The organism is Variovorax sp. EL159 (assembly GCF_900100965.1).
Lineage (GTDB): Bacteria > Pseudomonadota > Gammaproteobacteria > Burkholderiales > Burkholderiaceae_C > Variovorax.
Genome location: NZ_FMUJ01000003.1, coordinates 439035 through 451301, shown reverse-complemented (window position 1 = coordinate 451301; position 12267 = coordinate 439035). Strand labels below are relative to the sequence as shown.

Annotated in this window: 10 protein-coding genes; 5 read left to right on the top strand and 5 right to left on the bottom strand. The window is 68.2% G+C overall.

Annotated elements, in window-relative coordinates:
- Window positions 1-7: 7 nt before the first annotated feature.
- Both BLQ28_RS33275 and BLQ28_RS14135 read right to left on the bottom strand, forming a co-directional pair.
- The gene (locus tag BLQ28_RS33275; protein WP_256327292.1) at window positions 8-757 is read right to left on the bottom strand and encodes a GNAT family N-acetyltransferase; all 750 of its coding nucleotides are present in this window, start codon (window positions 755-757) and stop codon (window positions 8-10) included.
- A gap of 93 nt (window positions 758-850) precedes the next feature.
- Window positions 851-2041 carry an MFS transporter gene (locus BLQ28_RS14135; RefSeq protein WP_093240247.1) on the bottom strand — a complete coding sequence of 397 codons (1191 nt, stop codon included), beginning with the start codon at window positions 2039-2041 and terminating at the stop codon, window positions 851-853.
- Between the two features lie 88 nt (window positions 2042-2129).
- On the opposite strand from BLQ28_RS14135, the gene BLQ28_RS14130 reads away from it, so the two are divergent.
- Window positions 2130-3092 carry a LysR family transcriptional regulator gene (locus BLQ28_RS14130; RefSeq protein WP_093240244.1) on the top strand — a complete coding sequence of 321 codons (963 nt, stop codon included), beginning with the start codon at window positions 2130-2132 and terminating at the stop codon, window positions 3090-3092.
- On the opposite strand, the gene BLQ28_RS14125 is transcribed toward BLQ28_RS14130, so the two are convergent.
- The 3 genes from BLQ28_RS14125 to BLQ28_RS14115 form a co-directional block, all read right to left on the bottom strand.
- Entirely contained in the window at window positions 3041-3811 is a 771-nt protein-coding gene (locus BLQ28_RS14125) for a fumarylacetoacetate hydrolase family protein (protein WP_093240242.1), read from the bottom strand. The genes BLQ28_RS14130 and BLQ28_RS14125 overlap by 52 nt on opposite strands.
- A 223-nt stretch (window positions 3812-4034) precedes the next feature.
- The gene (locus BLQ28_RS14120) at window positions 4035-5012 is read right to left on the bottom strand and encodes a Bug family tripartite tricarboxylate transporter substrate binding protein (RefSeq protein WP_176801119.1); all 978 of its coding nucleotides are present in this window, start codon (window positions 5010-5012) and stop codon (window positions 4035-4037) included.
- A 146-nt stretch (window positions 5013-5158) separates the two neighbouring features.
- On the bottom strand, window positions 5159-6403 hold the full coding sequence (locus BLQ28_RS14115) for a pyridoxal-phosphate-dependent aminotransferase family protein (protein WP_093240237.1): 1245 nt from the start codon (window positions 6401-6403) through the stop codon (window positions 5159-5161).
- 122 nt (window positions 6404-6525) lie between these two features.
- On the opposite strand from BLQ28_RS14115, the gene BLQ28_RS14110 reads away from it, so the two are divergent.
- The 4 genes from BLQ28_RS14110 (at window position 6526) to BLQ28_RS14095 (ending at window position 12146) form a co-directional block, all read left to right on the top strand.
- Window positions 6526-7224 (top strand): GntR family transcriptional regulator, encoded by a 699-nt coding sequence (locus BLQ28_RS14110; RefSeq protein ID WP_093240234.1) that lies wholly within the window; start codon window positions 6526-6528, stop codon window positions 7222-7224.
- Between the two features lie 13 nt (window positions 7225-7237).
- Window positions 7238-10318 carry an FAD-binding and (Fe-S)-binding domain-containing protein gene (locus tag BLQ28_RS14105; protein ID WP_093240232.1) on the top strand — a complete coding sequence of 1027 codons (3081 nt, stop codon included), beginning with the start codon at window positions 7238-7240 and terminating at the stop codon, window positions 10316-10318.
- A gap of 65 nt (window positions 10319-10383) precedes the next feature.
- Window positions 10384-11610, top strand: a complete 1227-nt coding sequence (locus BLQ28_RS14100) for a YbfB/YjiJ family MFS transporter (protein WP_093240229.1) — start codon at window positions 10384-10386, stop codon at window positions 11608-11610.
- Complete coding sequence (locus BLQ28_RS14095; RefSeq protein WP_093240226.1) at window positions 11610-12146, top strand: methylated-DNA--[protein]-cysteine S-methyltransferase; 537 nt, start codon at window positions 11610-11612, stop codon at window positions 12144-12146. The genes BLQ28_RS14100 and BLQ28_RS14095 overlap by 1 nt, the downstream gene beginning before the upstream one ends.
- The last annotated feature ends 121 nt before the right edge of the window (window positions 12147-12267 follow it).

The window sequence follows — 12267 nt, the reverse complement described above, 5'->3', positions numbered from 1 at the left end:
GTTCAGTTCAGGGCACCGGCGGAAGCTCCGCGCGGCTGTCTCCAGGGATCAATGCGAGCACATGGTTCTCGTGGCGCCCCTCGCCAAGAATGAAATGGGTGCGGCCTTTCTCGACCAGGCCGTGCTTTTCGTAGAAGTCGCAAGCCCGCCGATTCCTGACGTTGACCGAGAGCCACAGCGCTTCGATGCCCGTGCGCTCCCGGACTGCGGCACGCACCTCGCGAAGCAGCGCCGAGCCGACGCCGCATCCGGTAAAGGGCTCCTGGACATAGAGCGTGCAAAGCTCCGTATCGGTTGAAGCCACTAGCGGCTGGGCGACACCGAAGCGCACCAGCGCATAGCCGACGAGGTGCCTGTCGATTTCCGCAACGAGCAGGCAGGCGCCGGCGTCTTCGATCGATGCGGCGAATTTCGCCGGCGTGAACTCGCCGAGCACATGGCTTGCGAGCAGGTCATTCATGCCGTCCGTGGCGTAGGTGTCGAGCCAGACCTGGATCGCCAGCGCCGCGAGCGTGCGCGCATCTGCCGCAACGGCCGGGCGCACGGCGATGTGCGCACGTGCCGCGTTCTCCGGCGCCTTGCGGTCTTGCCGCAGGCAGCCTTCGAGCTGTTCGATCAGGCGCCTGACGTCGCCTTCGCCCAGGTCGAGCGGATCACCGTGCGCGCCCACGGCAATGAGGCAGATGGCGGAGCCGTCGTGCCAGGCTTCCAGGCGGTCTTTCTTTTCTGGCACGGGCATTGTGGTCGGGGTGGTCATGGCGAAGTTCTATCACGCGATGGCGCCGGTGCCCGACTTGCACGGGCACCGGCGCACCAACGAATGAACAGGCTCGCGCCGGCGGCGGGCGCTTCAGGCCTGCGCCGAGGCGCAATCGCCCAGCGAGGCACGCGCCTCGTGCTTGTCGAGCGAGCGGCTCCACAGCGCGATGCCCAGGCCCACGAGTGTCAGCAATGCCGCCACCCAGCCCAGCGCATGCAGCCCCGGGCCGTGGTCGATCACCACGCCGCCGACCCAGGCGCCGAGCGCATTGCCCAGGTTGAAGGCCGCGATGTTGAGGCTCGACGCGAGGTTCTGGCCGGCGCCCGAGGCCTTTTCAAGTACCCGCAGCTGCATCGGTGCCACGGTGGCGAACGAAGCCACACCGAGCAGGCCGACGAAGACCACCGCCGTGAACGGCGTGCCGATGGTGAACTGCATCGCGCCGAGCACCACGGCCAATGCCACCAGCGTGCCGAGCACGGCAGGCATCACCGAACGGTCGGCCAGCTTGCCGCCGAGGATGTTGCCGATGGCCAGGCCACCACCGAACACCAACAGGATCGGCGACACGGCCGACTCCGACAGGCCGGTGATCTGCGTCAGCAAGGGTTGGATGTAGGTGTAGACCACGAACACGCCGGCAAACCCGAGCACCGTCATCGCGAGGCCCAGCAGCACCTGCGGGCGGGCCAGCACGGCCAGCTCTTCGCGCAGCGGTGCAGGCTTGACTTCCCCCTTCATGCGGGGCACGAAGGCCGCGAGCACCACGAAGGCCAGCACGCCGATCAGCGTCACCGCCCAGAAGGTCGAGCGCCAGCCCAGTTGCAGGCCCAGCCAGGCGCCGGCCGGCACGCCGAGCAGCGTGGCGGCGGTCAGGCCGGTGAACATGATCGCGATGGCCGAGGCGCGGCGCTCCGGCGCCACGAGGCCGGTGGCCACCACCGAGCCGACGCCGAAGAAGGTGCCGTGCGCCAGCGAGGTGATCACGCGCGCGGCCATCAGCATTTCGTAGTTGGGCGCCAGCGCACAGGCGAGGTTGCCGAGCGTGAAGATCGCCATCAGCGCGAGCAGCACGGTCTTGCGCGGCAGCTTGCGCGTGGCGATGGTGAGCACGGGAGCACCGACCGCGACCCCGAGCGCATAGCCCGAGATCAGCAGGCCGGCGGCCGTGATGGTGACGTGAAGATCCGTCGAGACCTGCATCAGCAGGCCCATGATGACGAACTCGGTGGTGCCTATTCCGAAGGCACCGGCGGTGAGGGCAAGAAGAGCGATGGGCATGATGCCATGTACTGTGCGGACATTCGTCTTCGATGACTAGAATGCCGCCAAGACAAGCACTTGTGAGTTGAACTCACAGAAAGAGCGTATGCCCCGCATCGACGTCAACCGCTCCGGCGAAATGGAAGCCTTCGTGCAGGTGGTCGAATCGGGCGGCTTCTCGGCGGCGGCGCGCCTGCTGGGCATGACGCCTTCGGCCGTGAGCAAGCTGGTCGCGCGGCTCGAACTGCGGCTGGGCATCCAGCTCGTGCACCGCTCCACGCGCAAGCTGCAGCTCACGCCCGAAGGCACGCAGTTCTACGAGCGCAGCACCCGCGTGCTGGCCGACATGGACGAGGCCGAGCGCTGCGCGGCCGCCGGTGCCGCGCCACGCGGGCGCGTGAGCATCAACGCCAGCGTGTCTTTCGGGCAGCACAAGCTGGTGCCGCTGGTGCCGCGCCTGCTCGAGATGCATCCGGAGATCACGCTCGACATTGCGCTCACGGACCGCATCGTCGACCTGATGGACGAGCGCGCCGACATCGCGATCCGCTGGGGCCAGTTGCCGTCGTCCGACCTGGTGGCACGGCGGCTCGGTGAAACCAGCCAGGCCATCGTGGCCGCACCGGCCTATCTGGCGAAGTACGGCACGCCGCGCACGCCGCAAGAGCTGGAAGCGCACAACCGCCTGGGCTGGACCTACCGGCGCAACGCGCCCGACTGGCCGCTGCGCATCGACGGCCGGATGATCGCGCTGCCGGTGGTCGGCCCGGTGCGCGCAGCCGACGGCGAAACGCTGCGGCACCTGGCCATTGCGGGCGCGGGCGTGGCGCGGCTGTCGCTGTACCACGTGCAGCACGACATCGACGCGGGGCGGCTGGTGCCCCTGCTCGAGGAGTTCAACCCCGGCGAGATCGAGCCGATCCACGCGGTGTACATCGGCAAGGCCGGCACGCTGCCGGCGCGGGTGCGCGCGGTGCTCGACTTCCTGGTGGCCTGTTCGGGCGTGGGTGGAGGGCGCTACACGCTCAAGCGCACCGCGCCGATGCCGGGGAATTCCGCCGTCACCTGATCGCCGCGGCGGCAGGGCAGCACGCCGACCCACGAGCCCGTGGTGACGACGGTACCGGCCGGCACGGTCTGGCCGTGGCGCGTGAGGTGGCGCAGCCAGATCGGCAGCAGCCACGCCGGGTCGGACAGCGGGTGCGTGCCGACACGCACCACGGTGTCTGCATGGCCGACCTTGGTCTCGCAGCGTTGCGAGGCCCAGTCGACGGCGGCGTAGGGGCGCCATTCGCCAAGCACCAGGGCGCCGTGCACTTGCGAGTCGGCCAGGCGGAGCAGGGCGGGCGTGGTGGGCAGGTCTTGCCAGCGCGCATCGACGATCTCGACCGAGACGGCCATGGCGTCGATGAGCGATGCGGCATCGGGGTGGTCGAGCTTGGCGGCCTGCGCGGGCGTGACATCGCTGCCGAGCCGCAGCGCGATCTCGGCTTCGATGCCGGGTGTGTGGAACACGAGGTCGCTGAAGTCGGCGGGGCTTTGCCGCACGCCGGCGGGTGGCAGCGGCGCATGCGTGAGCGTTGCGCTGCGCGAGCCGCCACCGGATTTCCAGGTGCGGGGCAGGGCGGTTGCGCCGAACCAGCCGAGTGCGGCGGCGACGGCGTCCTGCACTTCGTAGGCCTGGGTGTCGTTGCCGAGCGTGTCGGTCCAGGGCGTGGCGTCGAGGGTGCGGTTGCCGCGGCGCGCGGCGACCAGGGCGTCTGTGAGGGCTGTCTGTGAAGGGGTCATCTGTCGGATCTTCTCAGTTTGCGAGGATGGTTGTTCGAGGCTTTTCGGGGCATGTGCGAATGACACCGGGCACGCTGCCGGTGTATCGCCGATCAACGACCGCTCTGGGCGCTCGCGTCGATACGGCGCTCCTTTTCGCGAAATAAAGGAGGAGGCCGCAGGCCGGGGGACATTCGTGAAAAGGAGTGCCGTGTCGGCGTGAGCGCGCCCCGAACAGCAGCATTCAGGTCTCGACGTGCACCTTCCCATCCTTCACCACCTTCGCCCACTTGGCAATCTCGGTGTTGATGAACTGCTTGAACTTGTCCTGCGAACCGCCGCCGTCTTCGGCTCCATAGGTGTCGAGCCGCTCCTGCACATCGGGCATCGCCAGCACCGTGTTCACGTCGCGATTGACCTTCTGTGCAATCGCCGGCGGCAGCTTGCCGGGGCCGGCCAGCCCGTACCACGTGGTGGCCTCGAAACCCTGGAAGCCCTGTTCCTGCATCGTCGGCACGTTCGGGTGGCCTTTCGCGCGCTTGGTGCGCGTCTGCGCGACGGCCAGCACGCGGCCGTTCTTCACATGCGGCGTGGCGGCCGTCATGGTCTCGAAGCTGTACTGGATCTGCCCGCCCATCAGGTCGGCCAGCAACGGGCCGCTGCCCTTGTAGGGCACGTGCAAAGCGTCGATGCCGCCCTGCAGCTTGAACATTTCCAGCGCCAGATGCTGCGCGGAGCCGGCGCCGGCCGAGCCGAAGCTCACGGTGCCGGGCGCGTCCTTGCAGGCGGCCACGATGTCCTTCACTGTCAGCGCCTTCTGCGAAGGCCCCGCGATCAGCAGGTTCGGCGTGACGCCCACCAGCACGATCGGCACGAAGTCGCGCTCCACGTTGTAGCGCAGCTTGGGCTGCAGGCTGGGCGCGAGCGCATGGCTGTTGATGTGGGCCATCAGCAAGGTGCTGCCGTCGCTGGGCTGCTGCGACACGTAGTCGGCCGCGAGCACGCCCGCCACGCCGGCCTTGTTCTCGACGATGACCTGCTGGCCCCACATGAGCGTGAGCTTCTGCGCGACCACGCGCGCCAGCGCATCGGTGCCGCCGCCCGGTGGAAAGCCCACCACGATGCGCACCGGCCCGGAGGGCCACTCCTGCGCGAAAAGGCGCGGCACGCCCAGGGTGGCGGCGGCCGCGCCCGCGGCTTGAATGAGGGAACGTCTTTGCATCATCTTTGTCTCCGTGGTGTTGGGGTCCGATGCGTGCCGGGCCTGAAGGCCCGGCAGGTGGGCCGCCGCGTCGTTCGAGCGACGCGATGCGGCCGGTGTGCGTGCTTGCGCGTGCGCGCGTGTTTGCTTGTATGCGCCGGCGGTGCCTAGGCAGCCTTCTGCAAGGCCGCCACAGGCGCGGCATGGCTCGCGAAATGGTCCATGGCTGCGTGCACGCCGCTGCCGGCCAGCTTGATGCCCGCGAGCTTCATGCCCATCTCGACACCCGCGACCATCGCCACCAGCGTCAGGTCGTTGCTGTCGCCCAGGTGGCCCATGCGGAACATGCGGCCCTTGAGCTTGCCCAGGCCCGTGCCCAGCGACAGGTCGAAGCGCTGGTGAATCAGGCGGCGCAGCGCGTCGGCGTCGACGCCCACGGGCGTGATCACGCCGGTGAGCACGGGCGAGTACACGGCCGGGTCGGCGCACTGGATCGGCAGGCCCCATGCGTTGACGGCGGCGCGCACGCCGGCGCCCCAGCGCTGGTGCCGCGCGAACACGTTGTCCAGCCCTTCGCCGAGGATCATGTCGAGCGATTCCGACAGGCCATAGAGCAGGTTGGTGTTGGGCGTGTAGGGCCAGTAGCCGTCCTTGTTCATCTCGACGATCTCGTCCCAGGCCCAGAAGGCGCGCGGCAGCTTCGCGGTCTTCGAGACTTCGAGCGCGCGTGGCGAGAGCGCGTTGAAGCTGATGCCGGGCGGCAGCATCAGGCCCTTCTGCGAGCCGCTGATGGTCACGTCCACGCCCCATTCGTCGTGGCGGAAATCGGCGCTCGCCAGGCCCGAGATGCTGTCGACCATCAGCAGGGCGGGGTGGCCTGTTGCATCGATGGCCTTGCGCACCGAGGCGATGTCGGAGGTGACGCCGGTGGAGGTCTCGTTGTGCACCACGCACACGGCCTTGATCTTCTTTTCGGTGTCCTTGCGCAGGCGCGCCTCGATGAGTTCGGCCTGCACGCCACGGCGCCAGCTCGGCGCGTTGGGCAGGTGCTCGTCGGTGCCACCCGCGGCGAGGAATTCGGTCGACAGGCCCAGGCGCGTGGCCATCTTCTGCCACAGCGAGGCGAAGTGGCCGGTCTCGTACATCAGCACGTGGTCGCCGGGGCTCAGCGTGTTGGCGAGCGCGGCCTCCCATGCGCCCGTGCCCGAAGCAGGGTAGATCGCGACGGGATGCTTCGTCTTGAAGATCTCCTTGATGCCGCCGAGCACCTTCAGGCCGAGCGTGCCGAACTCGGGCCCGCGGTGGTCGATGGTGGGCAGGCTCATGGCCCGCAGGATGCGATCAGGCACCGGGCTGGGGCCGGGAATCTGGAGGAAATGGCGGCCGGTGGGATGGATGTCGAGTTGCAGCATGGACGTTCCTTTCGCATTCAGTTTTGCATTCAAAATGCATTTTTGTTTGATGGTTTACCCTTAAGTCAAAGGCTTGTGGTGCCATTTTTTTGCATTCAAAATGCATTCAAGGGACACAAACCATGACAGCAGACATCATCGAAATCTCGCGCCTCGCACTGCACGACCAGGTGGCTTCGCGCCTGCGCACCTTGCTGGTCGAAGGGCACATCGCACCCGGCGCCAAGCTCAACGAACGCGAGCTGTGCCTGCAGATGCACGTGTCGCGCACGCCGCTTCGCGAGGCCATCAAGCTGCTGGCGGCCGAAGGGCTGGTCGACCTGCTGCCCAACCGCGGCGCGGTGGCGGTCAAGCTCACCGAGGCCGACGTGCTCAACACCTTCGAGGTGCTGGCCATGCTCGAAGGCATGTCGGGCGAGCTGGCAGCCAAGCGCATCACCGACGAAGAACTGGCCGAGGTGCGCGCGCTGCACTACGAAATGATGGCCTGCTTCTCGCGGCGCGACCTGTCGGGCTACTACCGCATCAACGCGCGCATCCACACCGCCATCAACGAGGCCGCGGGCAACCCGGTGTTGTCGAACACCTACCGCTCGATCAATGCGCGCGTGCAGTCACTGCGTTTTCGCACCAACCAGAACGAGACCAAGTGGAAGCACGCGGTCGAAGAGCACGAACAGATGATCGAGGCGCTGGCCGCGCGCGATGCGGCGGCCATGCGCAAGGTGCTCACGGCGCACGTGCTGCGCAAGCGCGACACCGTGCTGGAGCTGCTGCGCGCCGGCGAGATCTACCCCCAGGCCCAGAACAAAGCGAGCTGACCTCACACACACCATGCGCATCGACCCCGCCAGCCACATGCAGCCAGCCGGAACCGTTCTTCCGCCCAACGACACCTGCGAACTGCTCGCGCGCCGGCTGCGTGCCGACACACAGGGCGAGGTGCTGTTCGACGACGGCTCGCGCGGGCGCTACGCCACCGATGCGTCGATCTACCAGATCACGCCCGTGGGCGCCTTCGTGCCGACGAACGAGCGCGACATTGCCACCGCCATCGACATCGCACGCGACCTGAAGGTGCCGGTGCTGGCACGCGGCGGCGGCACCAGCCAGTGCGGCCAGACCACGGGCGCGGCGCTGGTCATCGACAACAGCAAACACTTCCGGCGCGTGCTCGACGTGAACGTCGAAGAAGGCACCGCCACGGTCGAACCCGGTCTGGTGCTCGACCACCTGAACGCGCAGCTCAAGCCGCACGGGCTCTGGTATCCGGTCGATGTGTCGACCAGCGCGCAGGCCACGCTGGGCGGCATGGCGGGCAACAACTCCTGCGGCTCGCGCTCCATCGCCTACGGCAACATGGTGCACAACGTGCTGGGTGCGAGCGCGTGGCTGTCGAGTGGCGAGATGGTCGAGTTCGGTCCGCAGGCGATGCTGGGCACGCGCGCGGCCGGCATCGCGCAGTTCGTGCACGGGCTGGCCCAGCAGCATCGCGAGCAGATCGCCGCGCACTGGCCCAAGGTGATGCGCCGCGTGGCGGGCTACAACCTCGACATCTTCGACAACCAGAGCGAGCGGCCCTACACCGCCGATGGCAGCGTCAACCTCGCGCACCTTCTCATCGGCGCCGAAGGCACGCTGGCTTATACGAAGAGCCTGAAGCTCAAGCTCGCACCGCTGCCGCGCGCCAAGGTGCTGGGCATCGTGAACTTCCCGACCTTTCATGCGGCCATGGACGCGGCGCAGCACATCGTCAAGCTCGGGCCCACGGCGGTCGAGCTGGTCGACCGCACCATGATCGAGCTGAGCCTGGCAAACCCCGCGTTCAAGCCCACGGTCGAGACGGCGCTGATCGGCCGGCCGGCGGCCATCCTGCTGGTGGAGTTCTCGGGCGCCGACAAGGCTGCATTGCTGCCGCAGCTCCAGCAGCTTGTCGAGCTGATGGGTGACCTGGGCCTGCCTGGCAGCGTGGTCGAAATGCCCGACGACGCGCGCCAGAAGAACCTGTGGGAAGTGCGCAAGGCCGGCCTCAACATCATGATGAGCCTCAAGGGCGACGGCAAGCCGGTGAGCTTCATCGAAGACTGCGCCGTGCCGCTCGAGCACCTGGCCGAATACACCGACGCGCTGACCGAAGTGTTCGCCAAGTACGGCAGCCGGGGCACGTGGTACGCGCACGCCTCGGTCGGCACGCTGCATGTGCGGCCCATTCTCGACATGCGCGTGGACGGTGCTGCAAAGATGCGCGCCATTGCCGAAGAGGCCAGCGCGTTGGTGCGCAAGTACAAGGGCGCCTTCAGCGGCGAGCATGGCGATGGCCTGTGCCGCGGCGAGTGGATCGAATGGCAGTTCGGTCCGGCCATCAACGAGGCCTTTCGCGCCATCAAGCAGAAGCTCGACCCGGCCAACCTGTTCAACCCCGGCAAGATCATCGACCCGCCGCGCATGGACGACGGCGCGCTCTTTCGCTTTGCGCCGCTCACCGCGCCGAAGCCGTATCGGCGCATCGAGCTGAAGCCGGTGCTCGACTGGTCGGCCTGGAACGTCAATGCCGACCCCGTGACCGAAGAGACCACCGCGCCCGGCACCGGCGGCGACAGCACCGGCGGCCTCGCCAAGGCCGTGGAGATGTGCAACAACAACGGCCACTGCCGCAAGTTCGATGCCGGCACCATGTGCCCCAGCTACCGCGCGACGCGCGACGAACAGCACCTGACGCGCGGCCGTGCCAACACCTTGCGCCTTGCGCTGTCGGGGCAGCTCGGCCCCGACGCCTTCACCAGCGAGGCCATGCACGAGACCATGGACCTGTGCGTCGGCTGCAAGGGCTGCAAGCGCGACTGCCCGACCGGCGTCGACATGGCGAAGATGAAGGTCGAGTTTCTCGACCACTACAAGAAGCGCCATGGCCACACGCTGAAAGACAAGCTGGTCGCCTACATGCCCGACTACGCACACAAGGCCAGCCGCATGCCGTGGCTGCTGAACCTGCGCAACAACGTCCCCGGTGCTGCATGGCTCGGCGAAAAGCTGCTGGGCTTCTCGGCCAAGCGTTCGCTGCCCGAATGGCGCAGCGACACCTTCTGGCGTGCGAAGGGCGATGCGCCCGGGCTGTTCGCGGACAAGGCCACGGCGCTGTCGGTCGCGGCACGCGGCGGCAAGGCGGCCGTGCTGTTCGTCGACACCTTCAATGGCACCTTCGAGAGCGAGAATGCCTTCGCGGCAGCCCGCGTTCTCGAAGCCGCGGGGTACGTGTTGCACACGGTCGAGAAGCAGGGCGGCCACCACTGTTGCGGCCGCACCTTCCTGGCCAGCGGCATGGTCGCAGAGGCCAAGCTGCGCGCCGAGGCATTGATCGATGCGCTGCTGCCGCTGGCGCAGGCGGGCATTCCCATCGTCGGGCTCGAACCTTCGTGCCTGCTCACGCTGCGCGATGAAACACTGGCCATGGGCTTCGGCGACAAGGCCCATACCGTGGCCGGGCAGGCGCTGCTGTTCGAGGAATTCATCGCACGCGAGATCAAGGCCGGCCGCTTCGAACTGGCACTGAAGCCATCCACCGGCCCGATCCTGCTGCACGGCCATTGCCATCAGAAAGCGTTCGGCGCGGTCAGCCCGGTGATGGACGTGCTGAAGCTGATTCCCGGCGCGCAGCCCGAGCTGATCGAAAGCTCATGCTGCGGCATGGCCGGCAGCTTCGGCTACGAGGCGAGCCACTTCGACGTGTCGATGCAGATGGCCGAGGCCAGCCTGCTGCCCGCCATCCGCGCGAAGCCCGATGCGACCGTGGTGGCCGATGGCACCAGCTGCCGCCACCAGATCGGCGACGGCACGCAGCGCGAAGCCGTGCACGTGGCGGTGCTGCTGGCGCGGCATCTGCTGAACAGCAGCGACCGGGCGGCCGGCGCGGCTTGAGGGGCGGAGCCCTCGCCAGCACGATCGGGCAGGGTGCCGCAAAATAGGCGGCCCCCATCGCTCCGATGTCGACCTCGCTCACTTCCACAGCCCTTCCGGCGCAGCCCACGCTTCGACTCGCATTCGCGCTCTCGATGGGCGCGGCCGTGTCGCTTGGCATCACACGCTTCGCCTACGGGCTGCTGCTGCCGCCGATGCGCGCCGACCTGGGCTGGAGCTATGCGCTGGCCGGTGGCATGAACACGGCGAATGCGGTGGGCTACCTGATCGGTGCGCTCATCACGCCGATGCTGATGCGCCGCTTCGGCGTGGCGCGGCTGCTGCTGGTCGGTGCGGTGCTGGCGAGTGTCTTCATGGCCGGCAGCGGCTTCGTGACCGCCGCACCGGCCTTGCTGCTGCAGCGCCTGCTGGCCGGCATCGCCAGCGCCTGGGTCTTCGTGGCGGGCGGCTTGCTGGCCGCGCGGCTCGGCGAGGCTGGGTCTTCGCGGGGCGGCCTGCTGCTCGGCATCTACTACGGCGGCACCGGCTTCGGCATCACGTTGTCCGCGTTGCTCGTGCCGCAGGTGCTGCGCGCGGCGGCCGACGTGCCGCATGGCTGGGCCTGGGCGTGGTGGGCGTTGGCGATCGCGAGCGCGGCCGCCACCTGCCTGCTGGCCTGGGCGGCCCGCGCCATGCCGGACAAGCCGGCGGCGCACACCGCGCAGCCGGCCGCATCGACCACCAATGCACCGCCGGTCGCACTGCACCGCTTCGGCTGGGCGCTCGCCGGCTATGCGCTCTTCGGCATGGGCTACATCGGCTACATGACCTTCGTGATCGCGCTGCTGCGCGAGCAGGGCGCCAGCGCCGGTTTCGTCACGCTGTTCTATGCCTTGCTGGGTGTCGCCTGTGTGGCTTCTTCGCGCCTGTGGGCCGGACTGCTCGACCGCTACCACGGCGGCCAGCCGCAGGCCCTGCTGAACGGGTTGCTCGGCGTGGCCACGCTGCTGCCGGTGCTCAGCCCTTCGGCGCCGATGGCACTGGTGTCGGGCGTGCTGTTCGGCGGAGTGTTCCTGTCGGTGGTGGCATCGACCACCGCGCTGGTGCGCCACAACCTGCCGCCTGCGCGCTGGGTGCAGGGCATCAGCATGTTCACCATCGTCTTTGCGGCTGGACAGATCGTCGGGCCGACCGTCACGGGCTGGATTTCCGACGGCCCCGGCGGGTTGGCGCGGGGCCTCGTGGCTTCGTCGATCACGCTGTGGGCGGCGGCCGTGCTGGCGTCGCGCCAGCATTCGTTGCGGGAGGTGTGATGAGCGGCTTTGCCTTGTTCGAGACGTCCATCGGCATGTGCGCCCTGGCATGGGGTCCGCAGGGGCTGGTCGGCGTGCAACTGCCCGCCGACAACGGCGAGCCGGCCACGCGGGCGCGCATGAAGCGGCGCTTTCCGGATTTGCAGGAAGGGCCACCCGACGCGACGGCACAGCGCGCCATCGTGGCGATCCAGGGCCTGCTGCAGGGCGAGCGCGACGACCTGGGCCACATCGAACTCGACATGCGCGGCGTGTCGGAATTTCACCAGCGGATCTACGCGATCGCGCGACGCATTCCGCCCGGGCAGACGCGCACCTATGGCGAGATCGCCGAAGAGCTGGGCGACAAGAGCCTGTCGCGAGCCGTGGGGCAGGCCATGGGCCACAACCCGTTCGCACCCGTGGTGCCTTGTCATCGCGTGCTGGCAGCGGGCAACAAGCCCGGTGGTTTCTCGGCGGGCGGCGGCGCGCTGACCAAGCTGAAGATGCTCGCCATCGAGGATGCGCGGCCGAACGGAATGGCGTCGCTGTTCTAGGGCGTCCCGTATCGACGCAAGCGCCCAGAGCCGTCGTTGATCGGCGATACACCCGCAGCGTGCCCAGTGCGAATGGCACCGTGTGGTCCCCGCAGCGAAATAAAGGAGGAGGCCGCAGGCC

Excerpts from the sequence above, each read along its gene's own strand:
- BLQ28_RS33275 (WP_256327292.1), bottom strand. The coding sequence starts at position 757 with ATGACCACCCCGACCACAATGCCCGTGCCAGAAAAGAAAGACCGCCTG.
- BLQ28_RS14135 (WP_093240247.1), bottom strand. The coding sequence starts at position 2,041 with ATGCCCATCGCTCTTCTTGCCCTCACCGCCGGTGCCTTCGGAATAGGC.
- BLQ28_RS14130 (WP_093240244.1), top strand. The coding sequence starts at position 2,130 with ATGCCCCGCATCGACGTCAACCGCTCCGGCGAAATGGAAGCCTTCGTG.
- BLQ28_RS14125 (WP_093240242.1), bottom strand. The coding sequence starts at position 3,811 with ATGACCCCTTCACAGACAGCCCTCACAGACGCCCTGGTCGCCGCGCGC.
- BLQ28_RS14120 (WP_176801119.1), bottom strand. The coding sequence starts at position 5,012 with ATGCAAAGACGTTCCCTCATTCAAGCCGCGGGCGCGGCCGCCGCCACC.
- BLQ28_RS14115 (WP_093240237.1), bottom strand. The coding sequence starts at position 6,403 with ATGCTGCAACTCGACATCCATCCCACCGGCCGCCATTTCCTCCAGATT.
- BLQ28_RS14110 (WP_093240234.1), top strand. The coding sequence starts at position 6,526 with ATGACAGCAGACATCATCGAAATCTCGCGCCTCGCACTGCACGACCAG.
- BLQ28_RS14105 (WP_093240232.1), top strand. The coding sequence starts at position 7,238 with ATGCGCATCGACCCCGCCAGCCACATGCAGCCAGCCGGAACCGTTCTT.
- BLQ28_RS14100 (WP_093240229.1), top strand. The coding sequence starts at position 10,384 with ATGTCGACCTCGCTCACTTCCACAGCCCTTCCGGCGCAGCCCACGCTT.
- BLQ28_RS14095 (WP_093240226.1), top strand. The coding sequence starts at position 11,610 with ATGAGCGGCTTTGCCTTGTTCGAGACGTCCATCGGCATGTGCGCCCTG.